General features: G+C 71.4%; 23 protein-coding genes and 1 pseudogene. 13 read left to right on the plus strand and 11 right to left on the minus strand.

Going from position 1 to position 26,146, the window contains the following annotated elements; genetic code table 11:
• Positions 1–26: 26 nt before the first annotated feature.
• From ACTRO_RS03325 to ACTRO_RS03340, 4 genes are all read right to left on the minus strand, one after another.
• The gene (locus tag ACTRO_RS03325) at positions 27–908 is read right to left on the minus strand and encodes an SAM-dependent methyltransferase (protein WP_034261036.1); all 882 of its coding nucleotides are present in this window, start codon (positions 906–908) and stop codon (positions 27–29) included.
• A complete protein-coding gene (locus ACTRO_RS03330) occupies positions 905–2,590 on the minus strand; it encodes a GH3 auxin-responsive promoter family protein (RefSeq protein WP_034261038.1) in 1,686 nt (561 codons plus the stop codon). Before ACTRO_RS03330 ends, ACTRO_RS03325 begins: the two co-directional genes overlap by 4 nt.
• Complete coding sequence (locus ACTRO_RS03335; RefSeq protein ID WP_034261040.1) at positions 2,568–3,215, minus strand: nucleoside/nucleotide kinase family protein; 648 nt, start codon at positions 3,213–3,215, stop codon at positions 2,568–2,570. Before ACTRO_RS03335 ends, ACTRO_RS03330 begins: the two co-directional genes overlap by 23 nt.
• Positions 3,216–3,363: 148 nt before the next feature.
• On the minus strand, positions 3,364–3,951 hold the full coding sequence (locus ACTRO_RS03340) for a TetR/AcrR family transcriptional regulator (RefSeq protein ID WP_157435709.1): 588 nt from the start codon (positions 3,949–3,951) through the stop codon (positions 3,364–3,366).
• Positions 3,952–4,048: 97 nt separating this feature from the next.
• On the opposite strand from ACTRO_RS03340, the gene ACTRO_RS03345 reads away from it, so the two are divergent.
• A complete protein-coding gene (locus ACTRO_RS03345; protein WP_034261042.1) occupies positions 4,049–5,011 on the plus strand; it encodes a zinc-binding dehydrogenase in 963 nt (320 codons plus the stop codon).
• An 8-nt stretch (positions 5,012–5,019) separates the two neighbouring features.
• On the opposite strand, the gene ACTRO_RS03350 is transcribed toward ACTRO_RS03345, so the two are convergent.
• On the minus strand, positions 5,020–5,574 hold the full coding sequence (locus ACTRO_RS03350) for a TetR/AcrR family transcriptional regulator (RefSeq protein ID WP_034261044.1): 555 nt from the start codon (positions 5,572–5,574) through the stop codon (positions 5,020–5,022).
• Positions 5,575–5,718: 144 nt separating this feature from the next.
• On the opposite strand from ACTRO_RS03350, the gene ACTRO_RS03355 reads away from it, so the two are divergent.
• Positions 5,719–6,648, plus strand: a complete 930-nt coding sequence (locus ACTRO_RS03355; protein ID WP_084315935.1) for an NmrA/HSCARG family protein — start codon at positions 5,719–5,721, stop codon at positions 6,646–6,648.
• Between the two features lie 177 nt (positions 6,649–6,825).
• Here ACTRO_RS03355 and ACTRO_RS03360 read toward each other — a convergent pair whose 3' ends face one another.
• Complete coding sequence (locus ACTRO_RS03360) at positions 6,826–7,599, minus strand: aminoglycoside adenylyltransferase domain-containing protein (protein ID WP_034261046.1); 774 nt, start codon at positions 7,597–7,599, stop codon at positions 6,826–6,828.
• A 490-nt stretch (positions 7,600–8,089) separates the two neighbouring features.
• Between ACTRO_RS03360 and ACTRO_RS50690 the strand changes: the two are divergent.
• Positions 8,090–8,603: pseudogene (locus ACTRO_RS50690) on the plus strand (P-loop nucleotide/nucleoside kinase family protein).
• On the opposite strand, the gene ACTRO_RS46760 reads toward ACTRO_RS50690, so the two are convergent.
• Together ACTRO_RS46760 and ACTRO_RS03365 are read right to left on the minus strand one after the other, a co-directional pair.
• Positions 8,576–8,734, minus strand: coding sequence for a hypothetical protein (locus tag ACTRO_RS46760; RefSeq protein WP_157435711.1), 159 nt, complete (start codon positions 8,732–8,734; stop codon positions 8,576–8,578). The pseudogene ACTRO_RS50690 and the gene ACTRO_RS46760 overlap by 28 nt on opposite strands.
• Positions 8,734–9,771, minus strand: coding sequence for an SGNH/GDSL hydrolase family protein (locus ACTRO_RS03365; RefSeq protein WP_034261048.1), 1,038 nt, complete (start codon positions 9,769–9,771; stop codon positions 8,734–8,736). Before ACTRO_RS03365 ends, ACTRO_RS46760 begins: the two co-directional genes overlap by 1 nt.
• 223 nt (positions 9,772–9,994) lie before the next feature.
• Here ACTRO_RS03365 and ACTRO_RS03370 point away from each other — a divergent pair, with 223 nt between their 5' ends.
• Positions 9,995–11,203 (plus strand): acyltransferase family protein, encoded by a 1,209-nt coding sequence (locus ACTRO_RS03370; RefSeq protein WP_084315937.1) that lies wholly within the window; start codon positions 9,995–9,997, stop codon positions 11,201–11,203.
• Positions 11,204–11,218: 15 nt separating this feature from the next.
• Here the strand turns inward: ACTRO_RS03370 and ACTRO_RS03375 are convergent, their stop codons facing one another.
• Complete coding sequence (locus ACTRO_RS03375; protein ID WP_034261050.1) at positions 11,219–12,082, minus strand: cyclase family protein; 864 nt, start codon at positions 12,080–12,082, stop codon at positions 11,219–11,221.
• A 285-nt stretch (positions 12,083–12,367) separates the two neighbouring features.
• Here ACTRO_RS03375 and aroF point away from each other — a divergent pair, with 285 nt between their 5' ends.
• The 5 genes from aroF (at position 12,368) to ACTRO_RS03400 (ending at position 18,603) form a co-directional block, all read left to right on the plus strand.
• Complete coding sequence (gene aroF / locus ACTRO_RS03380) at positions 12,368–13,432, plus strand: 3-deoxy-7-phosphoheptulonate synthase (RefSeq protein ID WP_051450254.1); 1,065 nt, start codon at positions 12,368–12,370, stop codon at positions 13,430–13,432.
• A 236-nt stretch (positions 13,433–13,668) separates the two neighbouring features.
• On the plus strand, positions 13,669–15,144 hold the full coding sequence (locus ACTRO_RS03385; protein ID WP_169739810.1) for an ABC transporter substrate-binding protein: 1,476 nt from the start codon (positions 13,669–13,671) through the stop codon (positions 15,142–15,144).
• The gene (locus ACTRO_RS03390; protein ID WP_211244078.1) at positions 15,132–16,130 is read left to right on the plus strand and encodes an ABC transporter permease; all 999 of its coding nucleotides are present in this window, start codon (positions 15,132–15,134) and stop codon (positions 16,128–16,130) included. Before ACTRO_RS03385 ends, ACTRO_RS03390 begins: the two co-directional genes overlap by 13 nt.
• Positions 16,127–16,942, plus strand: a complete 816-nt coding sequence (locus ACTRO_RS03395; RefSeq protein ID WP_034261054.1) for an ABC transporter permease — start codon at positions 16,127–16,129, stop codon at positions 16,940–16,942. Before ACTRO_RS03390 ends, ACTRO_RS03395 begins: the two co-directional genes overlap by 4 nt.
• On the plus strand, positions 16,939–18,603 hold the full coding sequence (locus ACTRO_RS03400; protein ID WP_034261056.1) for a dipeptide ABC transporter ATP-binding protein: 1,665 nt from the start codon (positions 16,939–16,941) through the stop codon (positions 18,601–18,603). The genes ACTRO_RS03395 and ACTRO_RS03400 overlap by 4 nt, the downstream gene beginning before the upstream one ends.
• Here the strand turns inward: ACTRO_RS03400 and ACTRO_RS03405 are convergent.
• On the minus strand, positions 18,566–19,774 hold the full coding sequence (locus tag ACTRO_RS03405; protein WP_034261058.1) for a cytochrome P450: 1,209 nt from the start codon (positions 19,772–19,774) through the stop codon (positions 18,566–18,568). The genes ACTRO_RS03400 and ACTRO_RS03405 overlap by 38 nt on opposite strands.
• Before the next feature lie 164 nt (positions 19,775–19,938).
• Between ACTRO_RS03405 and ACTRO_RS03410 the strand changes: the two genes are divergently transcribed.
• Positions 19,939–20,589, plus strand: coding sequence for a nitroreductase family protein (locus ACTRO_RS03410; RefSeq protein WP_034261060.1), 651 nt, complete (start codon positions 19,939–19,941; stop codon positions 20,587–20,589).
• Between the two features lie 27 nt (positions 20,590–20,616).
• On the opposite strand, the gene ACTRO_RS03415 is transcribed toward ACTRO_RS03410, so the two are convergent.
• Positions 20,617–20,934 (minus strand): ArsR/SmtB family transcription factor, encoded by a 318-nt coding sequence (locus tag ACTRO_RS03415; protein WP_034261062.1) that lies wholly within the window; start codon positions 20,932–20,934, stop codon positions 20,617–20,619.
• Positions 20,935–21,153: 219 nt separating this feature from the next.
• Between ACTRO_RS03415 and ACTRO_RS03420 the strand changes: the two genes are divergently transcribed.
• The 3 genes from ACTRO_RS03420 to asnB are packed head-to-tail and all read left to right on the plus strand — an operon-like array spanning position 21,154 to position 26,145.
• Positions 21,154–22,863: an HAL/PAL/TAL family ammonia-lyase gene (locus ACTRO_RS03420; RefSeq protein WP_084315938.1), complete on the plus strand. Its 1,710-nt coding sequence runs from the start codon at positions 21,154–21,156 to the stop codon at positions 22,861–22,863.
• Entirely contained in the window at positions 22,847–24,295 is a 1,449-nt protein-coding gene (locus ACTRO_RS03425) for a phenylacetate--CoA ligase family protein (RefSeq protein ID WP_157435715.1), read from the plus strand. The genes ACTRO_RS03420 and ACTRO_RS03425 overlap by 17 nt, the downstream gene beginning before the upstream one ends.
• The gene (gene asnB / locus ACTRO_RS03430) at positions 24,295–26,145 is read left to right on the plus strand and encodes an asparagine synthase (glutamine-hydrolyzing) (protein WP_034261066.1); all 1,851 of its coding nucleotides are present in this window, start codon (positions 24,295–24,297) and stop codon (positions 26,143–26,145) included. Before ACTRO_RS03425 ends, asnB begins: the two co-directional genes overlap by 1 nt.
• The last annotated feature ends 1 nt before the right edge of the window (position 26,146 follow it).

Consider the following 26,146-nt stretch of genomic DNA (forward strand, 5'->3'; position numbering starts at 1 on the left):
GTTCGCCGTGGCCTGCCGCATCTCCGTCAGGCCCGGATTCCGTGGACGTAGAAGACGCGGGGGACTCCGGGCGCGTCCCTGGGCGGCACCTCGTCTCGCCACCGGCCGTAGTGCGCACCGGGCTCGCCGGGTTGGGCCGCGACCGCGTCGAATCCGGCCGCCCGCAGCAGCTTCTCCGGTTCGTCGCAGCCCGAGATCCAGGGTGATCCCCACGCGGCGAACAGCTCGAGCAGTCGGGCGGTCGACGGCGCGGTGAGCGCAGCCTCGTTGACCAGGTCGCAGGCGAGTTCGCTGCCGGCCGCGCAGAGCTCGCCGATCTCGCCGAGCAGCCGGCGCACCTCCTGCTCGGCAAGGTAGTAGAGCAGGCCTTCGAGGATCCAAACGCTGGGCCGGTCGGGGTCGAAGCCGGCATCGACCAGGCCCGTGGGCCAGCCGGCGTCGACCAAATCGGCATGCACGGTCACGCGGGCGACGCCCGAGGCGGCGTCCTGCCCGGCGAGTGCGGCTTCTTTGTGCGCGAGCACCTCCGCACGGTCGAGCTCGAAGATCCGCACGGGACGAGGCCACGCCAGCCGGTAGGCCCTGGTGTCCATTCCGGCCGCCGCGATTACCACCTGCTCGACCTCGCCTCGCCCGACGGCCGCGATGGCCCAGTCGTCGATGAACCGAGTGCGAATCGCGTTGTAGTCGGCGGTGTTCGGCAGCCGCAGCCCGTCGGGTTGCGGTGTTTGCCGCTGTGCCGCGGTGGTCGCGGCCACCTCGTCGAACAGAGCGAAACCGGCCTCGCCCGCCAGCGATTTCGCATACGGGTCGTGATACAGCCGGTCCGGGCGGGAGCTTTCCACGGCCCGGAGGGCGGTGGTGAGCAACGCCGTTCGGGCGACCGCGTCGAACCCTGACGGGCTCATGCTCGCGCCTCGCTGCCCAGGGTGAGTAGCCGTGCCCACGCCGCATCATCGCGCTCGAACACCCTGTCTTTGACCTGCGCGGGCCGAGTGCCGGCTTCGACCCGGGCCTGCCATTGCACGTCGAAGGCATCTCGGGCGAGCACATGCAGCGCCGGCGGATCCAAACGCCCGGCGGTTCTGGCCGACGCGTAGCCCGAAGCCACATCGCGCAGCGCGGCGTCCACCGACGACGCCAGCTCCCTGACTTCGACGGCGCCGAACGGGCTGTGCGGCGCCAACGCGAACTCGTAACGCGGCCTCGTCTCCCCGGGCGGCGATACGGCCCTGCAGGAGGCGTTGCGGACCTCGAGGCCCTGCGCGCCGAGCGCGGTCTGCAGCGCGCGTACCACGTGAGACTCGCGCAGCCGTTCGCCGGCCACGTCGGAGCGATTGCCCCGTCCGGCGTACGAGATCCGCGGCATCGCGCCCACCCGGTCGACGACGCGAACGACGTCGCCGAGCGCGTATCGGTACAGCCCGCCGATGTGGCTGAGTACCACGTGGTACTCGCGGCCCACCTCCAGCTCGTCGAACAACAGCGTCGTGGAGTCCGGCCGCACGTCTTCGTCCGCGTCGACGAACTCGTGGAACGCCGCGGTGATCGCCGCCGAGCCTGCCGTGAGGTGCCGGTCGAGCGCGACCCCGACGAAGCCCTCCGACGCGGCGACCGGGGCGGGAAGTACGGTCACGCCCGGTCCGAAACTCTCCTTGAGCCGCGGCAGGTACAGCGAGGCCAGCCCGGTGGTCCAGCAGAACAGAAGCTTGAAGTTCGGCCAGACGTGCGCCGGACGCAGAGTGCCGGAGTACTCTGCCATCCGCTCCAGCTGTGCGGCGCGTTCCGGGTTCGGTGTCCCGTGGCGGTGGCCGCCGAGCGTGCCGTCGTGCAGCTCTCGTACGATGCGCGGCCACCACTGCTCGAGCTGGTAGGGGACTGCTGCGACCATCGCCGGATTGATCCCGATGACGCAACGTACGTCGTGCTCGACCGCCAGGCGCAGCCGCAGGTAGGCCTTCTCCAGATAGTCGCCCTCGTCGACGGGGACCGGCAGCACGCCCCACGGTGCTCGCGAACCGGGCTCGGCGGAGAGCGGCTCGCCGAAGGCCTGGCCGAAGTCGACCTGGCTGGCGCCCAGATGCGGCCGCCCGGAGGCGGTGGTCCCGGTGCGGCTGACCGGATCGTGCTTGAGGTTGAGGGTGCTCTCGTCGCGCGAGACGACTTCGGGGAAGTGCTCGACGATGTTGGCCCATGCCGCGTAGTACGGTGGAAAGAACCCGGTGCGCATGAACTCGCGGGTGATCGGGATCTTCTTGCTGTCACCGGTGCTGCCGCTGCTCTTGAAATACACGACCGGGTCGTCCGCCGAAAGGACCCCGGCTTCGCCCCCGGCGGCCCGATCGATCCACGGCGCGAGCGCGTCGTAGTCGCGGATCGGGACCGCGGCACGGTAGCTCTTCCAGTCGCGGATGTTCTTGAAGCCGTGTTTCAGCCCGAAGGCCGTCTCGGCGTTCGCGGTCAGCAGTCCGGTCAGCACCCGCCGTTGGGCCTCGTGCGGCGAACGGAGTGCGCACTGCAGCGCATCGCGTTCGGCCAGCACCCGTTGCCGATAGGGCTCGAAGTGCTCAGCCGACGACTTCGACGACATGGTCCCTCCTCGTGATCCGTCGTATCGCTTCCACCGTGGGACCGACACCCTGCGTCGGCGCGGGCATGTCCACGGCGACGGCCCCGACCTCCCGCAGCATCAGCTCGCGCAGGTCGGTCTGGAACCGGCGGAAGCCCTCCCAGGTGGGGGCCGCGCCGTAGTACTCGAAGGGATTGAGCCGTGAGCCCTGGCCGCTGCGCTTCCAGGCGGTCTCCGGGGGCACGTCGAGGTAGATCACCCGGCTCGGCTGCGGAAACGAGCGCCACCAGGCGAACAGCTGCTCGTTGACCATGCCCTTGAGCAGGCACTTGGCCAGGATCTTGTAGTAGTAGGAATCGGTGACGACCGGCCGGCCCGGCGACGCCCGGACGGTTCGATCCCGCAGGTAGACCACAGAGGCCTGCAACAGCGTCACCAGGAAGTCCGGCGAGTAGGCGGTTTCGATCCCCGGCAGCCCTCGGCCGACGAATCCATCCCGGAGATCGTCGACCAGCGAGCACTCCGGCTCGACGAACTCGCGATCGTAGGAGACGCACTGCCAGCCGTCCGCCGACAAGGCGGCGAGTACCGAGGACTTCCCCGCGTAGTCGGGGCCGAGCAGGACTATGAAATCCGGGGACGGCATCGCCCTCGCCACCTTCCTCCCACGGACCGCCGGTCTTGGTCACAGATGAGTCAACGTAGCCGAGCCGCCGAAGAAAGTGCTCTGATTCACGGAAACCCCGGACCTCGCGGCGGCGCTTCCGGTCCCGGGACCGGGTTTCCCCCTGGACCTAGGGCGAGGGGTCCGGATCGGCCTCGAAGGCGCGGATGGCGAGAGCGGCGAAGCGGCGGGACGCTTTGAGCCGGACGGCCGTCGACTTCGCCTCGATGCCGCTGTGCGCCGTGAGCATGAGGATCAGGTCGTCTACGGCGAAGTCGTCGCGCAGGCGGCCGGTCCGCTTGGCGCGAAGGGTGAGCTCGGCGACCGAGGCGAGCGCGAACTCCCGTTCCGCGGCGAAGTCCACCGCGACCGGATAGGCCGAGAGGAACGCCGCCGTGAAACCGCGGTCCCGGGCGTGCAACTCGCAGATCCGCTCGAACAGGAGGCGAAAGCCGCGCCACGGGTCCGGGTCCGCGAGGGCCTCCTCGACCAGGGCGTGACACGCGTGGAACTGGTCCCGGAAGGCCTCGAGTGCCAGCGCCTCCTTCGTCGGGAAGTGCCGGTAGAGCGTGGCGGGCCCGACCCCGGCCCGCCGTGCGATCTCGCGCATCGGCACCTTCAGGCCGTCGTCGGCGAACACCGCACGAGCCGCCTCCAGAATGCGGCGGCGGTTGTCCTGCGCGTCGGACCGGGGAGTTCGAGGCAAAAGGTCGCTCACCTGTCTCACTTTAGCCAAACGGACGGGGGCGTCCGTTAGCGTCCGGGGGTGTGGACGGGTTCCGTGCCAAGGCGCGGCTCAACGTAAGGGGACGAGGATGAAGGCAGTCACGATCGAATCTTTCGGAACCGCCGACGGGATGGCGCTGATCGAGCTTCCCGTCCCGGCGCCGGCCGAAGGAGAGGTGTTGATCGCCGCGACCGCGATAGGAGTCGGCGGGGTCGATGCCGTGATCCGCCGCGGCTTGCTCGCCGGTTACGGATTCAAACCCGGCCATATCCTCGGCAGCGAAGTGGCCGGCACGGTGACGGCTGTCGGCCCCGGTGTCGACACAGCGTGGATCGGCCGGCGGGTGTGGGCGTTCACCGGATTGGGGGGCGGGTACGCCGAATGCGCGCTCGCTCAGGTGACCGAGATCCTTCCGCTCCCGGTGGAACTATCCGACGTCGCCGCCGTAACGTTGGGTGGTTCCGGCGTGGTGGCGCACTTCGGGCTCGCCCACGCACGCTTCGCACCGGGCGAGTCCGTACTCGTTCGCGGTGCGGCCGGCAGCATCGGGATCTCCACGGTCGAGCTCGCGATTCGTGGCGGCGCCGGTGTGGTCGCCGTGACGACCTCGTCGGAGGAGCGCGGTGCTCGCCTTCGTGCGCTCGGCGCGACGCACGTCCTGGACCGAGACGGGTCGTCGAGAGATGGCGCGCCAGACGCTTTCGACGTCATCATCGACGTCGTCGCGGGCTCGGCGCTGCCCGCGTTCCTCGACCGGCTCAAGCCGAACGGCCGCCTGGTGGTCGTCGGCGTCGTCGCGGGCATGCCGCCGGCCGACTTCGGGATAACGCTGATGACGGCGTTTCGCAAGTCCCTGTCGTTCGCCACCTTCAGCGCCGACACCGTAGCCACAGCCGACCGGCATGCCGTGCGATCGGCGCAGTTCGCGGCCGCGGTGCGCGGCGAGCTGCACGCGGTGGTCCACGAGGTGCTCCCGCTGGCGCAGGCGGCGCGGGCGCACCAGGCGATGGACGCGGGTGCGGTGTTCGGCCGGATCGTGCTGACACCGTAGCCGCCAGGCTACGCGGCCAGCCCCGCCATCGCGATCTCGAGGAATTTGTCCATCAGCTCGGGCTGCGCTGCCCGCTCGCCCGCCCAGGCGAGGCCCGCCACCAGCGCGAGGAGTTCCTGGCCGGTCACATCCCTCCTGATCTGGCCGGCATCCTGTGCCCGGGTCAGCAGCCGTGCTCCGGCGGTGCGCATCGTCGCACACGAGGTGTGCAGACGGGAATCGGGGTCCTGCAGAGCCGCCATGACTTCTTCCGGAAGGCCGCGGTAGGTGGCGGAGCCGACGGCGACTTCCCGGAGCCAGGTTCTGAGCGCATCGGCGGGCGGCGCCTGCGTCGCCAGTTCCTCGGCGCGTCGGCGCAGCCGGTCGAAGCGGTCATCGAGCACTGCCTCGAGGAGGGCCTCGCGGGTCGGGAAGTGACGATAGAGGGTGCCGATGCCGACGCCCGCCCGGCGTGCCACGTCGCGCAGGGAGGTCTGGATCCCGTTCTCGGCGAAGCATTGCGCGGCGACCGCGAGTAAGCGGTCGTAGTTCCGCCGCGCGTCTGAGCGCACCTGTCCGGGCATGCCGATCCTTTCCGGTCCGCGTGCGGTTGACAACCGGAGCGGTACTCCGTATGTTTCGGAGCGGCGCTCCGGTTGCTCCGCGCCGATGCTAGCAGCCGTCCGGATCTCCGCGCGCGTGCACGTACGCCGACCCCTGGAGGATTCATGGCCACCACTGATCCCGTGTTCGTCCCCCTCGATCAGTCCGCCTACGCTTCGCCCGGCGCCGGCCGGATCGTGCTGGTTACCGGCGCCACCGGCAATCAGGGCGGGGCGGCCGCGCGCCACCTGCTCGGCGGCGGATGGCAGGTCCGTGCGCTCGTGCGGGATCCCGATACCGCCGCAGCCCGGGTGCTCGCAGAACTCGGGGCTCACCTCGTCGTCGGCGACATGTCCGATCTCGGCTCCCTCGCTCGGGCGGCCGAGGGCGCCTACGGCGTCTTCAGCGTCCAGCCGGTGTTCCCCGCCGATCCGGATGAGGCCGCTGCGAAAGAGGTGGCGATGGGCGTCAACGTCGCGCAAGCGGCGCGGACGGCCGGGGTCCGGCATTTCGTCTACGCCTCGGTGGGCGGCGCCGACCGCGAACCCGAGCCCTGGCACTGGAAGACGAAGGCCCGCATCGAAGCGCGCATACGCGGTCTCGGCCTGCCCAACACGATTCTGCGGCCGGTCATGTTCATGGAGAACCACGCGAGCCGCGGCCCGTACGGGGCGACGGTCGAGGCGGCGCTCATCCGAGCCATCGCGCCCGGTGCCCGTGTACAACTCATCGCGGTCACCGACATCGGCGCGTTCGCCGCACTCGCCTTCGCCGACCCGGACCGCTTCCTCGGCCGGGAACTCGAACTGGCCGGGGCGGAACCGACGCGGGAACGGCTGGCCGCCGCGATCGGCAGCGCGCTCGGACGTCCGCTCGACCTCTCGCCGCTCGAGCCCGCGATCGCCCGGCGATACGGCATCGACCTGGACCGGGTCGGTTCCGCCGAGTTCGGCGGCTGGCAGGCGGACATCCCCGCGCTGCGCGCGCTGCATCCGGGTCTGCTCGACTTCGAGTCCTGGCTCGCCGCCGGCGGGTCGGCCAAGTTCAGGGCCTGACGGGACCATCTCGGATTGATGGTCACCTCTTTGTTCCCGGGGTGTGGTGGTGGGGTTCGGGAGCCTGGTCTCGCTGGAGTTGCTCCTAGATCCTCTTCCGGCCTGCAAGGGGCAGTCTCAGTGAGATAAAGGTGGTCTTGTGTGTCTCGCTGAGACTGCCCCTCACCAGGTGTCTGCTCAGCGGGCGAATGACTCCGCGTAGGCCGCGAACGCGTAGGTGGTCTCGAGGCTGCCGGGCCGCGGCGGTTCGGCGGGGACCCAGCCGAGCGCTCGGTCTTCGATCACTTGGGTGAGCAGCGGGCGCCACGTCGGGTCGAGGTGTTCCCGGGCCCACTCCAGCGCGCCGCGTTTGGAGGCGACCCGCCCGGTGTGCAGGGTGTAGAGGACCCGGCAGTATTCGGTGACGGTGTAGCGCTGGGTCCAGGCCATCTCGAAGCGCGCCCATGTGCGCAGGTCCGCCATCACGTTGGGCAGCGCGGTACGCATCGACTCGCGCATGGCCTCGGGGTCGACCGCGTCGACGAGGTCGGTGATCGGGGGCCCGGCGAGGGTGATGCCGTGGTGGTGCAGGATCCAGCGGGTGTGCAGGGTGTTGCAGTGGGTGTCCCAGACCAGATCGCGGGAGCCGTGATTGCTGAACAGCCACGGCGTGCCGAGCCCGGCGGCGCTGCGCAACGAAGTGGTATCTGCGTACGAACCCTCCAGGTCCTTGGGCCAGTGACCCGGACGCGTCGGGATCTCGTCGTGCAGCCGGCGCAGGTCCGCCTCGACCACCCCGGTGGGCAGGACGTTGGTCGCGATGATGAAGTCGCAGTCGCTTAGCAGGTCGGCGGCGCCCAGGGCGAAGGAGCCCTGGAGGTAGGCGCCGACGAAAGTGTCGCCGAGGATTTCGCGCGCCGACCCGATCAGGTCCGCGAGGAGGATATCAAGGTCTTCAAACGGGGTGAACATGCGGATTCTCCGTACCCGTGGATGAGATGAGGACTCACAGGCGCGGCGAACGGAAACGAATCGTCGCCGCGCTCAGGCGCGGCGCATCCGCATGGCGGAAAAGCAGCAGCAGTTCACGCGAGCATGGTAGCTGGGTGGGTCGGCCGGGCTCAACCGATGGTGACCACCGCCCCTTCTCGCCCGGCTATAGTGAAGGCATGTGCTGCTGCGCCATGAACATCCGGACCGCCGCCTAGCGGTGGTACCGAGGCTGCCCTCACTGCGGCCTCATCGCCTGCCCCCGTCGGGGGCGGTGCCAGGACGTACCGCCGGATCAGTGTCCTGCCGGCAGTCACGCGCGTATTCCCGTGCTGCCGGGCCATCCTGCCTGATCAGGGGAATCATGTCTCAGCCACAGCATTCCGTTTCACCGTGCCCATACCCGTCTGCCCGCCCGCCCGTGCCCGGACCGGCCGCCGCGCAGGACCCGGGTGCCGGCACCCTGTACCTGATGGTCGGCCTTCCCGGCGCCGGGAAGACCACCCGGGCCAAAGAGATCGCCACAACGCACCGGGCGCTGCGGCTCACCCCGGATCACTGGATGAACCCGCTGTTCGGCGATTCGATGGCCGACGGTAAACGCTGGGTGCTCGAAGGCCGGCTCATTTCGCTCGCCCTGCAAGCGCTGGCCCTGGGCGTCAACGTCGTGCTCGACTACGGGCTCTGGGCCCGCGATGAACGCTCTGCGTTGCGCTACCTGGCCCGGTCGGTCGGCGCCACCTGCCGCGTGGTCTACCTGCCTGTGGACAAAGACGACCAACTCGCCCGCATCGCGCAGCGCCAGGCGTCCACACCGCACCTGACCTTCCCGATGAGCGAGGCCGACGTGGACGCGTGGGCGCGAGCAGTTCCAGGAGCCCGACGCCGGCGAACTCGCGGGCGGTCAGATCCCCGCCCCGCCGGCCGGATGGCCCGGCTGGCCGGAATGGACGGCAGCTCAATGGCCGACGTACACCGACGCCTGACCAGCCATCCGCGCGACGCCGGTAACGACCGGCGCGGCCGCCGGCGCGCCGTGCGGACGGCCCGATGTGTTCTGGTCGAGTTCGATGACCGGAAGCCCGGTGGCCGTGCCGAGGGCGGCTGTCAGGATCATCAATCCGAGATGGACTGCACGGCGGACGCTAGAGCCTCGGCCATGCGGTCGGCGAGTACGAGTTCGCCGACCGCGCTGGGGTGTAGGCCGTCCATCAGCAGGCCTGCGTCGGATCCGCTGATCAGTCCGGCGCCGTCGATCAGGTGCAGATCGCCGTCGCCGGCCGCGCGCAGCCGCGTGACCGACCAGTTCACCAGCTCACGCACCTGACGTAACGTCATGCTGCTCGAGTTCTGCTTCTCTTCGCGCTCCACTGAGACGAACGGACCCCACACGATGATCGGGGTGCGCGGATGGCCGTCCCGGATCGTGGCGACGAACCCGCCGATGGCGGAGGCGAGGGTGCGGTCGGTCAGGCTGGCGAGGATGTAGACGTTCACCCCGAGCTCGAGGGTGATCAAGTCTGCGGGCGCGTCGCGGATCGCTCGTGCCACCGCGAGGTCCAGGTGAGCCTGGGAGGACAGGCCGAGATTGCGCAGCCGCCAGCCGTTGCGCCGCGCCACGATGGCACTCCAGGTCTCGCTCGGTCCGGCGGCTGCCAGCGATTGCGTCAGGGAACTGCCGTAGGCGACCCAGTCCGGCCGGTCCGCTACCTCCCGCTCGACGACGCTCGCGCCATGCAGTGTGATCGCGTCGACGCGCACGCCCGTGTTGTGGGGAAGCCAGACCTCGATGTCGGTGGGCGCGCCCGTCGCGGCGGGAAGATCGACCCGTACCTCGTTCTCGCCGGGCCGAGTCGGGGTCCGCACGAGCCGGGAGTCTCGGGGCGGTCCGATCAGGACGTCGAGCGGCTTGCTCCGGCCGCCGTCGACGTGCAGGCGGATCGTCACGGCTCGCGCGTCGGTGCGCAGGGAGAAGCGGACGCCGGCGGCCTGTTCCGCGGCGGCTTCGAGAGCGAAGGAGAGCGCGCAGGCCAGCCTTTCGGGCGGTAGCCGTAGCGGTCGTCTTCCAGGGCCGTCCGGCTCGAGGCGATCGATGCCGTCCCACCTGACGCGGGGATCGGTCGGAGCCAGCCGGACATCGTCGTGCTCGGACACGCGCGCTCCTCTCGGCCAATAGTTCAACGCTTCGCAAACTATCAGACTTCTGCTGGGCGGGTGCGGCGGGCCGGACGCCCGGCGAGTGCGCACGGCCGGTGCCACCGTCTCCGGACCGGTCCACGGCACGGTCCGCGAGCCGAAGCGCCGCGGCGGTGGGGAGCAGACACTGGCGCGCACAGCCCGCGCACGTCCTCGCGCGGGGGAAGCGGAGGCCTCGCCCATGTCCACCGAACCCGCACTCGTCCCGCCCGGCGCGTCGTCCGCCGCCGAGGCTCCACCGGACGCCCGCGCGCGACCCGCCTCCTCCCGCCGAGGCGGCGTGCGGCTGGATTCGTTGACCGGCCTGCGGTTCCTCGCGGCCCTACTCGTGTTCTTCTCGCACATCTCGCTCTCCGGCCTGTTCTCCGATCCGCGCGCCGCCACCGACGCGTTCCAGGTCGCCGCCAGAGCCGGCTGGATCGGCGTCGGATTCTTCTTCGTGCTCAGCGGCTTCGTGCTCACCTACTCGGCACGCTCCGATGACACGGCCCGGTACTTCTGGCGCCGCCGTTTCGCCAAGATCTATCCGAACCACGCGGTCACCTGGGCTGTCACCCTGCTGCTGATGGCGTGGGTCGGCCAACGGGTGACCACGGCCCAGGCCGGCGCCAACCTCCTGCTGCTGCACGCGTGGATCCCCGACTTCACCTACTTCGACAGCGTCAATCCCGTCAGCTGGTCGCTGTGCTGCGAAGCGCTGTTCTACGCACTCTTCCCCTGGCTGCTGCGGGCCGTCCGGCGTATCCCGGCGAACCGGTTGTGGCACGCGGCCACCGCCGCCGTCGCCTTGATCTTCGCCGTGCCGCTGATCGCCGAGCTCCTGCCGTCCACGCCTGTGCTGCCGTTCGCGCCGGTCTCCGACTGGCAGTTCTGGTTCGTCTACCTGTGCCCGCCGGTGCGCGTGCTCGACTTCGTCCTCGGCATCGTGCTCGCGCGGATCGTGCTGGAAGGCCGATGGATCCGGTTCGGCCTGCTGCCGGCGAGCGCGTTGGCGATCGTCGGGTACGTCGTCATGCTGAAGGTGCCGCCGCTGTTCGCGATGACGGCGACGACCACCATTCCGCTCGCGCTGCTGATCGCGGCCGCGGCGGCGGCAGACCGGGACGGGCGCCGGTCGGTGCTGCGTTCCCGCACGATGGTGTGGCTCGGCGAGATCTCCTTCGCCTTCTACATGACCCACTTCCTGGTCATCTACTACGGGCACTACCTGCTGGGCGCGACCCGCAGTTGGAGCGACGGCGGCGCGATCGGCGTCACCGTGCTCTTCCTCGCCGGCGCCGTGGTGGCCGCGGCGTTGCTGCACCGGTTCGTCGAGGTGCCGCTGATGCGGCTGATCGGCCGGCCGCCGCGCGTCGCCCCGGCGGCGGACGCCGGGGCGACGACGGGCTGAGCGGGCGCCGGCAGGTCAGACGAACGCCAGGACGCGCGCGGGGCCGCCGGTTCCCGCGCGCATCTTCGGCGCACCGACCACCAGCACCGCACCGGAGTCCGGCACCTGGTCGAGGTCTGCGAGGCATTCGACCCCGTAGAGTCCGGCGGGCAGGATCGTCTGGTGCGCCAGCGGGATCTCCCGTGTGCCGGTGTCGAGGCTGGTGGTGTCGACGCCCGCGCCGACCACGTCGCGGTCGCCGACGAGGAACGCGGCGGCCTCCGGCGAGATCCCCGGCCAGAGGTAGGCGCCGGTGTCCGCGTCGTAGTTGAGGAACGCGCCCGGAATCGAGACCCGCTGCGACCAGCCGGAGTCCATGGCGACGAACGCCCCGTCGGGGATCCGGCCGTAGCGCCGCTCCCACGCCAGGATGTCGTCGACCTCGAGTTCGGTGGTCGGGTCCTGGGCCGCGCGCTGCGCGATGCGCACCACGACCAGGGGCGCCACCAGCGATTCGGCCGGAAGCTGCGCGACGGACAGGCCGGAGTCGTCGAAGTGCAGCGGCGCGTCGATGTGGGTGCCGGTGTGCTCGTTGATCGTGTTGATCTTGTCGTTGTATCCGTCCGCGGCGAGCGTGGCCGCCTGGCGTGTGACGGGCTCCTCGGTGAAGCGGAGCCAGACCGGGAAGTCCGTGCTCAGTTCGTGCGTCAGGTCGACGACCCGGCCGCGCACTGCGGGCGCGGGGTCGGGCGGGGGCGTGGCGGCGGACGCCGACGGGCTCGGCGCCCCGACGAGCGCCGGCACCGCGCCGAGCACGGCGGCCGAACGCAGCAGGGCGCGGCGGCCGAGGGTCGGCGCGTGCGGGTGGCAGAGGCTTTCGATAAGGCCGGGACTGCACATGGGATCAGGCCCTTTCGGTGGGGAGAGAAACAGGCTTCTTCGATGCTTGCGCCCATTCCATCGTCGGACCACGGCGCCGCCGCCGGGATCGTGACGCCGCGGTTTCGATCACTCGTCGGGCCCGGCGCGCCCGAGCCCGGACCGGGGACCGGCATCGCGCCCCGGTCCACGGTCCGAAGACGCCGGGCGGGGCCGCTGGGCAGACTCTGCCGTGCAGCGCGTGCCGCCGTCGCCATGCGCCGGCCCGAGAAGCCTCCCCGCCTTCGACGCAAAGGAGTACGACCCATGGCCACGCTGCTCGCCTTCGCCGCGGACGGCGCCCGCCTGAGCAATCTGCGCGGGCTCACCGACCGACTCGCCGCGCTCGGCGCCCGTACCACCACCCGCTCGTTCCGCGGCCGGGTCCTGCTGGTGGTGGACGGTCCGCGATCCGAGCCGCTGGGTGCCGAACTCGCCGCCAGCGACCAGATCACCCAGGTCCTCGACACCGCCGCGCCGCATCCGCTCGCCTCCCGCGCGGCCTGGCCGCAAGACTCGGTGGTGCGGATTGGCGACGCCGAGTTCGGCGGCAGTCGGCCGGTGCTGATCGCCGGACCCTGCTCCGCGGAGAACCCCGACGTCCTTCTCGAGACGGCCGCGGCCGTCAAGGCGGCGGGCGCGAGCATGCTGCGGGTCGGCATCTTCAAGCCGCGTACCTCACCCTATTCCTTCCAGGGTTTGGGGCGCGCGGGGATCTCGGCGCTCTCCGCGGTGCGCGCCGAGCACGGACTGCCGGTGGTGAGCGAACTGATCAGCGTCCGCGACCTGGATGTGCTTCCCGGGGTCGCCGACCTGATCCAGATCGGCGCCCGCAACATGCAGAACTATCCGCTGCTCGCCGAGGTGGCCCGGGCGGGCCGGCCGCTGCTGCTCAAGCGCGGGTTCGCCGCGACGGTCGGGGAGTGGCTCAACGCGGCCGAGTACCTGCTGGCGCACGGGGCGAGCGAGGTCGTGCTCTGCGAACGCGGCATCCGCACCTTCGAGCCGGCCACCCGCTTCACCCTGGACCTCGGCGCCGTGCCGGTGGTCAAGGAGCTCTCCCACCTCCCGGTCATCGTCGACCCGAGCCACGCGGCCGGTTCCGCCCGGCTGGTGCCCGCCCTCGCCGCCGCGGGCCTCGCGGCGGGCGCGGACGGGCTGATCATCGAGGTCCACCCGCGCCCGCACGAGGCGCTGAGCGACGGGGAGCAATCCCTCGACCTGCCCGGATTCGCCGCGCTGGCCGACCGCCTGCGGGCGCTGGGCACCGCGCTCGGACGCCCGCTCACCGCGGCCGAGGCGTCCGAGCCCCAACTCGTATCCGTCCCTTGATGGATAGCGCACCTCAACATCCCGGCCCTTCACCAGAAACCCGAGGTACCTCAGCCATGGTCCAGCGCACACACCCAAGACTCCTCCCAGCCGCTGCGGCGATACTTCTCGGTGCGGGCGTGTTGGCGGGATGTAGCGGAACCGCGAACGACTCCAAAGCGGACGCCGCCGGGCCGGTATCGGGCGGGAAGCTGAGCTTCGCCGTCAACCAGGAGCCGTCCTGCTTCGATCCCCACGTGAGCCCCGCCGACGTCACCGCCGTCATCCAGCGCGGGGTGTACGACTCGCTCGTGTACCAGGACTCCTCCGGTGCCTTCCATCCGTGGCTCGCCACGTCGTGGAAGGTCTCCAAGGACGGCAAGACATATACATTCCAGTTGCGCCACGACGTGAAGTTCACCGACGGAACCGCGTTCGACGCTCAGGCGGTCAAGGCGAACTTCGACTCGATCAACGCCCCCGCCACCAAGTCGGAATACGCCTCGGCCCTGTTCGGCCAGTATTACCAGGGGACGAAGGTGGACGACGCCTACACCGTGGAGGTCGACTTCTCCCGCGCCTTCACCCCCTTCCTGCAGGCCGTGAGCACCACCTACCTGGGCATCGCCTCTCCGGCCTCGCTCACCCACGACGCCTCGCATCTGTGCGCGGGCGGCAGCTACTCGGTCGGATCAGGGCCCTTCGTCGAGAGTGCCCGTGTGCCCGGCCAGAGCGTCAGCTTCACCCGCAACCCCGCCTACAAGTGGGGTCCGCAGGGTGTCGGAAACAGCGGGCCCGCCTACCTGTCCGGCTACACGATCGACTTCCTGCCCGACGACTCGACCCGCGTCGGCTCCCTCACCAGTGGCCAGGTGGACGCCGCGACCGTCCCGGTGACGGCGGTCAAGACGGTGAAGGCCGACACGCAGCTGACCTACGTCGCACACCAGTCGCCCGGCATCGTCTACAGCCTCCAGCTCAACCAGGCGCACGCCCCGCTCAACGACGAACGGGTGCGCCAGGCCGTGCTCGACGCCGCGGACGTGCCGACGCTGATCAAGTCGGTCTACTTCGGCCTCTACCAGCCGGCCTGGAGCGTGCTGAGCCCCTCGACCCCGGGCGGCACTTATGACAGCACGCTGGCGAACTCCTGGGGGAACGATCCGGCCAAGGCGATCGAACTCCTCGAGCAGGCCAGCTACACCGGCGTGGACGCCCAGGGCTACCGGACGAAGGACGGCAAGCGGCTGACACTGCGTTGGATCTACATCGCCGAGAGCCAGAGCGACCAGCGCGACACCCTGGGCCAGGCGCTGGTCGCCCAGTTCAAGAAGGTCGGCATCGACCTCGAACGCGACACGGTGGCCGAGGGCGCGTACTTCACCGACATCGAGAAGAGCGACTACGACGTCCTCGACCTGAGCTGGGCCCGCGGTGACGCCGACATCCTCCGCGGTTTCTACCACAGCGCCTCCGCGGCGGTGCAGGGCAGTGAGGACGCCTCCAACACCCGCGATCCGCAGGTCGACGCGTGGCTCGACGACGCCGACGGGAACGTCTCGCCCGCGCAGTCGGCCGCGGACTACCGCGACGTGCAGAACTGGACGATCCAGCACGCCGTCGTGCTGCCGCTGTATGTGACCGAATATCAGCTCGGCGTCTCCACGAAGGTCCACGGCCTGCGTTACGACGTGAGCGGCGGCCCCGAGTTCTACACCGCGTGGGTCGCGTAGTGGCCGAGGGATCCTCCCGGCCGGGCCGGGCGTCTCAGGCGCTCGGCCCGGTGGCCCGCTTCCTGCTCGGCCGCGCCGCGCAGGCCGTCGTGGTGCTCTGGGGCGCGGCCACGCTCTCCTTCGCCGCACTCCACCTGCTGCCGGGCGATCCGGTCTCCACGCTGCTCGGGCCGATGGTGACGGTCACCCCGCAGGTGCGCGCGCGCATCGTGGCGGACTATCAGCTGGACCGGCCCCTGGCGGTCCAGTACGCCGGCTATCTCAGGCGTCTGTTCACCGGCGATCTCGGCACCTCGTACCAGCAGCAGCTGCCGGTGCGCGCCGTCATCGGCCAGCAGCTCGGCGCGACGGTCCAACTCGCGCTCGCCGCGGCCCTGCTCGGCGGCGCCCTCGCCCTCGCGGCCGCGCTGCTGACGTCCGGACACGACGGGCCGGTGCGCCGGCTCGTGGAATCTGCCGAGCTGCTGGCCGTCTCCACGCCCACCTTCTGGCTGGGAATCCTGCTTCTGACGCTCTTCTCCTTCCACTGGAAGCTCTTCCCCGTCGCCGGCGCCGACGGACCGGCGGCCCTGGTGCTGCCGGCGGCGACGCTCGCGGTGCCGATGGCCGGGCTGCTCTCCCAGGTGCTGCGCTCCGGTCTCGACGCGGCGCTCGAGGAACCCTTCGTGCTCGCGGCCCGGGCGCGCGGCCTCGGCGGCTTCGCGGTGCGGGCGCGCCACGCTCTGCGGCACGCGCTGATCCCGGCGATCACGCTGGGCGGCTGGCTCTTCGGCGGCCTGCTCGGCGGCACCGTCTTAGTCGAGACGGTCTTCGCCCGCCCCGGGCTCGGCCGGATCGCCGTCACGGCGATCGATGCCAAGGACATGCCCGTCGTCCTAGGGGTCGTGCTGCTCTCGGCCGCCGGATTCGTCGTCGTGAACACCGCGGTCGATCTGCTCTACGCCGCGGTGGATCCGCGGCTGCGCGCGGGTTCGGTGAGGTCGTGAAGGCGGGCCGGCCTCGTGGCTCCACCGTGATCGCCGCGGTCGGGCTCGCGCTCGTCGTCCTGGCCGCGCTGCGGCCGTCGGTGCTCGCCTCGGGCGACCCCGACGCCGTGAACGTGCTGCAGGCCTTCCGCGGCCCCGGGTTCGCGCACTGGTTCGGCACGGACCAGCTCGGCCGGGACGAGTACACGCGCGTCGTCTACGGCGCGCGGCTTTCGCTGACCGTGGGACTCGGCGCGACGGTGCTGGCCACCGCTGCCGCGACGCTGCTCGGGCTGGCCGCCGGCCTCGGCGGGCGCGTCGTCGGCGCCGCGTTGGGACGCGTGTTCGACGTCTTCCTCGCGTTCCCGGGACTGCTCCTCGCTTTGCTCGTCCTGGCCGTGCTCGGCTCCGGAACCGGCCAGGAGATCCTCGCGATCGCCCTGGCCGCCACGCCGGGCCTGGCTCGGCTGGTGCGCGCCCGGGTGCTCGAGGTACGCGGCGCGGGTTACATCGACGCGGCCGTCATCCTGGGCCTCGGCCGCGGTGCGATCCTGCGCCGCCACCTGCTCCCGGCGGCGCTGCGGCCGCTGCTGGTGCTGGTGACGGTCGGCATCGCCGAGTCGATCCTGGCCGGCGCCGCCCTGAGCTTCCTGGGCCTGGGCCCGGCGGAGCCCGCCGCCGAGTGGGGCTCGATGCTCGCCCAGGGCCGCGACTACCTGGCGCTGGCCTGGTGGACCGGGATCATCCCGGGCCTCGCCATCGCCGCGACCGTCGTGGCCGCCACCGTGCTGGGCAGAGCCGCCCAGCGAGCCGCACGCAGGAGGACCGGATGACCGCACTCTCATCGGCCGAACCCCTCGTCGAGATCTCCGGGCTGCGGGTGACCTACCGGACCGAGACGGGCGCCGAGGTCGCGGCCGTGCGCGGGGTGGATCTGACCCTCGAGGCCGGGCAGTGCGTGGCGCTGGTCGGCGAATCCGGCTCCGGCAAGAGCTCCGTCGGCCGGTCCTTGCTCGGATTGGCGGGTCGGCGGGCCCGGGTGGAGGCCGAGCGCTTCCGGCTGCTCGGACGCGACGCCGCAGGGTTCGACGAGCGCGACTGGCGCGGCGTGCGCGGCCGGCAGGTGGGCCTGGTTCCGCAGGACCCGCTCACCGCGCTGGACCCGCTGCGCCGGATCGGTGACGAGATCGGCGAAGCCGTGCGGCTGCACCACGACCTCAGCCGCGGCCGGGTACGCGAACGCGTGCACGAACTGCTCGAGCGGGTGCACATGCCGGACCCGGAGATGCGGGCGCGTCAGTATCCGCATGAGCTTTCCGGCGGCCAGCGCCAGCGGGCCCTGATCGCGGCGACGCTCGCCGGGGATCCGCGGATCCTGGTGGCCGACGAGCCGACCGCCTCTCTCGACGTCACCGTCCAGGCCGCACTGCTCGACCTGTTGGCCGAGCTGAAGGCACGCGGTACCCCGATCCTGCTCATCAGCCACGATCTCGGCGTGGTGGCCCGGCTCGCCGACCATGTCAGCGTCCTGCAGAACGGCGCGGTCGTGGAGAGCGGCCCGATCGAGCGGCTCCTGGCCGAACCGCGCCATCCTTATGCCAGGACCCTGATCGAGGCCGTCCCGCGGATCGACGCGCCGACCCGGGAGCACCCCGCGGCCGCAAACGCCGGGAACACCGAGGGCGCCGAGCCGATCCTCGCCGCGGCCGGACTGACCAAGAGCTTCCGCGCCCCCGACGGCACGCCGCGGCGCGCGTTGCGCGCGGTGGATTTCGCCGTCCGGCCGGGGGAGAGCGTGGGCGTGGCGGGGGAGTCGGGCTCGGGCAAGACGACCCTGGTGCGGCTGTTGCTCGGCCTGACCGAGCCCGACGGCGGACCCGAGGGCGGCAGAGTGCTGATCGACGGGCGCGGCTGGCGCGAACTGGATCGGCGCGAGCGTCTCGAGGTGCGCTCCGGAGTCCAGTGGGTGCCGCAGGATCCGCTCGGCTCCTTCGATCCCGGCCACACCGTCGGGCGCGTCCTGAGCGAGGCCCTCACCGTCGCCTGGGTGCCCCGGCGCGAGCGGCCGGACCGGGTGGCCGGGCTGCTCGCCGAGGTCGGCCTGAGCGCTGAACTGCGCCGGCGGCGGCCGATCGAGCTGTCCGGCGGGCAACGTCAGCGGGTCGCGATCGCCCGCGCCCTCGCCCCCGGGCCGCGGGTGCTGCTGTGCGACGAGCCGGTCTCGGCCCTCGACGTCACCGTGCAGGCCCAGGTGCTCGACCTGCTCGAGGGGCTGCGCCGGGATCTCGGTCTCGCGCTCGTGTTCGTCTCGCACGACCTGGCCGTCATCCGCCGGCTGTGCGAACGGGTGGTGATCCTCGCCGATGGCCGGGTGGTGGAGGAGGGGCCGACCGCCCGGGTGCTCGACGCGCCGGCCCACTGCGTCACCCGCGCCCTGGTGGACGCGGTGCCGCGGCTCACCACACGACGGGGAGCTCCCGAGGCCGCAGCGTGAGCAGCCCGCCGATCCACTCGACCTGCTCCGGCGGCACGGCCAGGGTGAGCTTCGGCAGCCGCCGGGCCAGCTGGCCGAACGCCACCTGCAGTTCCATCCTGGCCACGCCCGCACCCGGGCAGTAGTGCGGGCCGTGGCCGAAGGCGAGGTGGCGCCCGGCCTCCTCGCGCGGGCGGGTCAGGTCGAGCACGTCCGGGTCCCCGAGCTCACGGTGGTCCCGGCCGGCCGCGTGCATGACCGGGATGACCCCCTCGCCCTTGGCCACCGGGCAGCCGCCGATCTCGGTGTCCTCGGTGGCTATCCGCAGGAAGCCGATCTCCGAGGGCGGGGCGTAGCGCAGCAGCTCCTCGGTCGCGTGCGCGAGCAGTTCCGGGCGGTCCACCAGCTGCCGCCACTGCTCGGGATGGCCGAGCAGCATGAACAGCCCGCGGCTGATCGCGCTGACGGTCGTGTCGTGGCCGGCCACCAGGATGTTGATACCGAGCCAGACCAGTTCGCGCTCGTCCAGGCGGTCCTGATCGTCGCGCGCGGTGATCAGGGCACTGAGCAAGTCCTCGCCGGGCCGAGCCCGTCGCTCGGCCACCAGGGCGGCGATGTAGGCCGCGGACTCCTCGCGCGCCTGGAGCCGCTCGGCGTCGGTGTGCGCGGTGATGCTCACCAGCCGGTCGGTCCACTCCTGGAGCTTGCCGAGTTCGGCGGCGCGGGCGCCGAGCATCTCCGCGATCACCCGCACCGGGAGTTCGACCGCGTAATCGCGGTGCAGATCCGCGCGCTCCCGATCGGCGGTCAGCTCGTCGATGAGCTCGTTCGCGATCTGCGCCACCCGGGCGCGCAGGGCCTCGGCCTTGCGCGGCGTGAAGGCGGGGCTGATCAGCCTTCTGAGGCGCTGGTGGTCGGGGCCCTCCTGGCTGAGCAGGTTGTAGGGGTTGTCGCCGAAGTCCGGCCCGGGGATGACGCGCGGCGCGCCGGGCTCGCGCAGGGCCGCGCGGGAGAGCCGCGGGTCGCCGAGGGCCTGTTCGACCTCGGCGTAGCCGGTGACGTACCAGGCGGTATCGCCGCTCGGCATCCGCACCTGGGAGACGGGCCGGTGGCCGCGCAGCCGCGCGTAGGCCTCGGGCGGCTCGCCCACCGGGCCGAGCGGGAACGGGTAGGTGTCGGGGGATGCGGTCACGGATCGGGCCTTTCGCTCGGACGGCAGTCTGCTGCGACGGTAGGGCGCGCCCCGCCGCCCGGACCACGGCCGGGCGATGGGGCCGCGACCCGTTCGCCGGGCGGGGCGCCTCCCGTCCGGAAGTTTGTTTTATAGTTTGCGTACCTTCAAACTAAGGAGCGGCCGTGCTTCCCCGCACCCCCGACGAACTGCTCTCCACCACCCGCGCCGTGCGCCGCCGGCTCGACTTCGACCGGCCGGTGGAACGCCGGCTGATCGAGGAGTGCCTCGAACTCGCGCTCCAGGCGCCCTCCGGGAAGAACCGGCAGCACTGGGAGTTCGTGGTCGTCTCCGACCCGGAGCGCAAGCTCGCGCTCGCCCAGTTGTACCTGCTGGGACTGCGGCACGGCGCGGACCTGGTCTCCCCGCCCGGCTCGCTCGACCGGGTGCCCGACACCCCCGAGCGCTGGGCCCGGGTGCGCGAGGGCTCGGGGCACCTCGCGGCGAACCTGCACCGGGTGCCGTACCTGGTGATCCCGTGCGTGCACGCGCCGCGGAGGGAGTATCTGACCACGACGACGGCGCAGGCGAACATCTGGGGATCGGTGCTCCCGGCCGCCTGGAGCTTCATGCTCGCCGCCCGGGCCCGCGGGCTCGGGACGGTGTTCACCACGCCGCACCTGAACTTCGAGAAGGAGGCCGCGGCCATGCTCGGCATCCCCTACCCGGAGGTGATGCAGACCTGCCTGATCCCTGTCGCGCACACCCTCGGGCTGGACTTCCGCCCGGCCCGGCGCGCCCCGCTCGACGAGGTCGCGCACTGGGACGCCTGGTAGCCGTGCGGCGCCGGGCGCGATGCGGCGCTACGCCCGGGCGGGCGTGCGCGCGGAGGTGGCGATCGCGTCCAACAGCCCGGGGAAACGGGCGTCCAGATCCGCCCGGCGCAGCGACATGTAGCGGTGCGTGCCCTCGATCCGGGTGAAGGTCACCCCGGCTTCCCGCAGCACCTTGAGATGGTGCGAGAGGCTCGACTTGTTCAGCGGCACGTCGAGCCCGCCGCACGACTCCTCGTTGCCGCCGAGCAGGTCCACCACGATGCCGAGGCGGATCGGGTCGCTCAAGGCGTGGAAGACCGCGGTCAGCTCGATGTCCTCGCGGCCCGGATGCGCCAGCAGTCGCACGCTTCCACCCTTCGCCCCACCGGTCCCGGCCCGGTGGATGGTTCGAATGTTCGTCTCTTCTCTAACATAACAGGGCTCCGCGCGACCCCGTCCCGCGTCCGGATCCGCCGGGCCCGCGGACCGGGTGCCGGGCCCGGTCCGGGGACCGAAGCGCGCCCCGCCCGCCATGCCGCAGGCTCGAACCGTCCCGCCAAACGGTACGAGAAGCGGAGCACCGCCATGACGGAAATCATCACCCAGAGCCCCGGGAAGCCGAGCCCGGGCGCCGGCGAGGGCGAGCCCATCGAGCTCGTGCTCGACGGCGCCACCCTCGCCGCCCGGCGCACCGCGTACGCGGCCCGCCAGGGCACCGGGGCGCTGCGGGCAAGGCTGGCCGGCGAGTCGGCCGCCCGGATGCGCGCCTCGGTCGAGTTGAAGAACACGCTGCTCGGCGAGCAGATCCCGATCTACGGGGTGACCACCGGATTCGGCGACAGCTGCATCCGGCAGATCTCCCCGGACAAGGCACACGACCTGCAGCGCAACCTCGTCCTCTACCACCTCAACGGGACCGGGCCGGCCGCCGCGCCGGCCGTCGCCCGGGCCGCGATCCTGATCCGGGCCAACTCAGTCTCCCGCGGCCCCTCGGCCATCCGGCCCGAGGTGGTCGAGACGCTGCTCGAGCACCTGCACCGCGGCATCCTGCCGCTGATCCCCGAGCGCGGCTCGCTCGGCGCCAGCGGGGACCTGGTCCCGCTGTGCTACCTGGCCGCGGCGCTGATCGGCGAGGGGGAGGTCTGGCACGACGGCCGGATCAGGCCGGCCCTCGACGCCCTGCTCGACGAGGGCCTCGACCCCGTGCTGCTCGAGCCGAAGGAGGGCCTCGCACTGATCAACGGCACCTCCTTCACCGCGGCGTACGGCGTGCACGCCGCCTGGGACGCGCGCGAACTCGCCTTCGTCGCAGACCTCGCCACCGCCCTGACCCTCGAAGCCCTGCACGGCAACGCGTCCGCGTTCCACCCCTTCGTACACGGCAACAAGCCGCACCCCGGCCAGGTGACCAGCGCCGCCAACGTCAGGGCCCTGCTTCAGGGCTCCCGGCTCGCCACGGATTTCGAGGAGATCCTCATCCGCCGCGAACGCCTCGACGGACGCGGCTACGTCCGGCTGACCGAGGCCGACCGGATCCAGGACAAGTACTCGGTGCGCTGCGCCCCGCAGATCGTCGGCGTGCTGCGCGACACCCTCGGCTGGGTCGAGCAGTGGCTCGGCATCGAGATCAACTCCTCCAGCGACAACCCGCTGTTCGACGCGGAGGACGGCGGCCTGCACCTCGGCGGCAACTTCTACGCCGGACACGTCGGCCAGGCGATGGACAGCCTCAAGATCGCCGTGGCGAGCGTCGCCGACCTGCTCGACCGTCAGCTCGAGCTGGTGGTGGACGAGAAGTTCAACGAGGGACTGCCGCCGAACCTCATCGTCGCCCGGGACGAGTCGGACCCGCAGGCCGGCCTGCACCATGGATTCAAGGGCATGCAGATCGCCGCGTCCGCGATCACCGCCGAGGCGCTCAAGCAGGCGAACCCCGCCTCGGTCTTCTCGCGCTCCACCGAGGCGCACAACCAGGACAAGGTCAGCATGGGCACTATCGCCGCCCGCGACGCGCGCACCATCAACGGCCTGGTTCGCGAGGTCGCCGCCATCCACCTGCTCGCCCTCGCCCAGGCCGTGGACCTGCGCGGGGTGGAGAAGGCCTCGCCCGCGGTCCGCGCCGCGCACGCGCTGTTGCGCGAGCACTCGGAGTTCGTCGAGCGCGACCGCCGGCTCGATCGCGACGTCAACGCCGTCATCGACCTCATCGAAACCGGCGCCCTACGCCGTGCGGTGGGGCTCGGCGACGAGGACTTCCTGGCCGGAAAGGAGTTCGCCGATGTTGTTGCTGCGTGATGAGAACGAGCGCGCCGCGGCCGCCGAACTCGCCGACGCCCACCTCAAGCTCGTGCGCGAGACCCAGGAGGGCACGGTCGACCTCGAGGCCGTCCACGCCGTCAAACTGGTGACGACGCTGGAGGCGGCGACCCGTTCGGCCCTCTACCGCCACACGGTCGGGGCCGCCGCGCTGGCCGACTGGCTGCTGGCCACCCCCGAGGACGCGCACGAGGTCTTCGGCCGGGTCCCGTTGCTGGCCAAGAAGGACCTCGCCGCCCTCGGCGACCAGGCGTTCACCCGGCCCCTGGCCGAATTCGTGCACTACTACGAATCCTCCGGCACCACCGGCAACCCGGTCGCCGCGCCCAAGGCGCTCGACGACCTGCTGATCAACACCGTGAACATCGGCGAGCTGTGGGCGCAGATCCTCCAGCCCGGCGACGTCGCGCTGATCCTGATCAACGCGCCCTTCGCGCCGGCCGCGTACCAGTTCGAGAAAGTACTCGAATACCTCGGCATCATGTCGCTCAGGCCCTGGGTGGACAACATCACCGGCGACTACACCAGGGTGCTGCGGCTGATCGCGGAGCTCGGCGCCAACGTCTTCGTCGGCCCGCCCTCCCGGCTGCTCGAGCTGATCCAGTTCGCCCACCGCAACGATCTGCCCGCGCCCCGGTTCGACCGGCTGCTGCTGATGGCCGAGCAGACCGGCCCCAGCTTCGTCGCGCACCTCGAGCGGCTCACCGGCGCCACCGCCTACGTCGGCTCGTACGGCTCCTCCGAGACCGGGACCACCGCGGTCACCTGCCGGGAGCGCAACCTCCACCTGCAGACGCACAGCTACCTGCTCGAACTCTTCGACGACGAGGGGCTGCGTCCGATCGACGGCAAGGCCGACCGCGGCGAGCTCGTGGTGACCAGCCTCGACCTGCCGGCCCGGCCGCTGCTGCGCTACCGCACCGGCGACCGCGTCGAGATCACCGGCGAGACCTGCGCCTGCGGCGTGCGCACACCGATCCTGCGCACGCTCGGCCGCGAACAGGACGTGGTCACGCTGGCCGGCAACGGCGTGCGGCAGAACGACCTGGAAGCAGCGCTCTGGTCGAGCGAACTGCCGGGCCACATCGTCTTCAACTACATGCTGGTGCTGCGGTCGAACGGCGTCGTGCTGCTGGTGACCACGGACGGCGCGCCGGACGAAGCCTGGAGCGCCCGGCTCGGCGAGCGCGTCGCGCCGCTGTTCGAGGGCTACGAGGTGACGGTGCGTCCGGTCGAGAAGCTGCCGCCGCTCGCCTCACTCGGCCAGTACCTCGGCTGGAAGCTCTCGCGCGTGCTCGATCTGAACGAGGAGGCCAACTGGGGCCGGCTGCCCGAGCCGATCGGCGGCCTGGTCGCCGAGTCGCTGCGGCAGCTGGGGGTCGGCCCCGCGGCCACGGAAGGAGAAGTCTGATGTGCGGAATCACCGGCTGGGCGTACTGGCGTGAGCCGGAGCAGGTCCGCGCGCACGCGGTGCTGGCCGCGATGACCGCGCAGCTGGCCGAGCGCGGCCCGGACGCGTCCGGGGTCTGGCTCGGGGAGCACGCCGCGCTGGGCCACCGGCGGCTGGCCGTCATCGATCCGAGAGGCGGCGCACAGCCGATGGCCGCGCCCCGCGGCGATCTCGGACCGTTGGCCGAGCCGCCGGCCGTGCTCTCCTTCAGCGGCGAGGTCTACAACTTCCGGGAGCTGCGGACCGAGCTGGCCGGACTCGGCCACCGATTCCGGACGTCCTCGGACACCGAAGTCGTGCTGCACGCCTACCTGGAGTGGGGTGCGGCGCTGGTGGACCGGCTGGTGGGCATGTACGCGTTCGCCATCTGGGACAGCCGGTCGCGCGAGCTGCTGCTGGTGCGCGACCGGCTCGGTATCAAGCCCCTGTACTGGACACGCACCGCCGGGGGGGCGGTGCTCTTCGGCTCCGAACCCAAGGCCGTCCTCGCGCACCCCGATTTCCCGGCGGAGGTCGACCCGGAAGGCCTGGCGGCGCTGTTCACCGTCGCCATCAAGCCGCCGGGCGCCGGGATCTACCGCAATCTGCGCGAAGTCAAGCCCGGCCACCTCGTCCGAGTCACCAGGTCGGGGGCGAAGGAACAGCGGTACTGGGCGCTGCGCAGCGCCCCGCACACCGACGACCTGCCCACCACCATCGCCACGGTCCGCGAGCTGCTGCGCGGGGCCGTCGCCGAACAACTGGTCTCCGACGTCCCGCTGGTCGCGCTGCTCTCCGGCGGCATCGATTCCAGCGCGATCGTCGGACTGGCCGGGGTGGAGCTCGCGCGGACCGGTTCCGGCAAGCTCGCCACCTATTCGCTGGACTTCGCCGGCAGCGAAGAGCACTTCAAAGCCGACGCCCTGCACCTGAGCCGGGACGCGCCGTTCGTCCGCGCGGTGGCCGACCACGTCGGCACGGATCACACCGAGATCATCGTGCAGACGCCGTCGCTGGTCGACGAGCTCGGCGCGACCCTGCGCGCCCGCGACTTCCTAGGAGTCGGAGACCTCGACGTCTCGCTGCTGCTGTTGTTCCGCGAGGTGCGCAAGCACGCGACGGTGGCGCTCTCCGGCGAGGGTGCGGACGACTTCCTCGGCGGATACCCCTGGTTCCTGGCGGAGGCCGAGACGCCCACGGCGAACTTCCCGTGGTCGGCGGGGGTGACCGACCGCAACGCGCAGCTCTCGCCCGACCTGCGCGCAGCCCTCGACCTCGACGGTTACGTCGCCGACGCCTACCGTGACGCGCTGGCCGAGGTGCCGCACCTCGACGGGGAGCAGGGCCCTGATCGCCGCCTGCGCGAGGTCTACCACCTGCAGCTGACCCGCTTCCTGCCGTTCCTGCTGGACCGCAAGGACCGGATGAGCATGGCCAACGGACTCGAGGTGCGGGTGCCGTTCTGCGACCACCGGCTGGTGGAGTACCTGTGGAACGTGCCCTGGCAGTACAAGCGCTCCGGCGGCCAGGAGAAGGGCGTGCTGCGCGACGCGGTGGCGGATCTGCTGCCCGAGCAGGTCACCCGGCGTCCCAAGAGCGGCTTCCCGTTCGGCCACAGTCCGGAGTATCTCGGCGCGGTGCGGTCCCGGGTCCTGGGCATCCTCGACGATCCGGGTTCGCCGGTGCTCGATCTGGTGGACCGGGCGTCGCTGCGCGGCATGGCCGAGTCGGACGCCTGGTTCGCCGGGAACTACACCCCGCCGCCGTGGCTGCCCCGGGTCATCCAGCTCGATCAGTGGCTGCGCGAGTACCGCGTGCGCGTCGTGCTCTGAT

The sequence above is a fragment of the Actinospica robiniae DSM 44927 genome (assembly GCF_000504285.1).
GTDB lineage: Bacteria > Actinomycetota > Actinomycetes > Streptomycetales > Catenulisporaceae > Actinospica > Actinospica robiniae.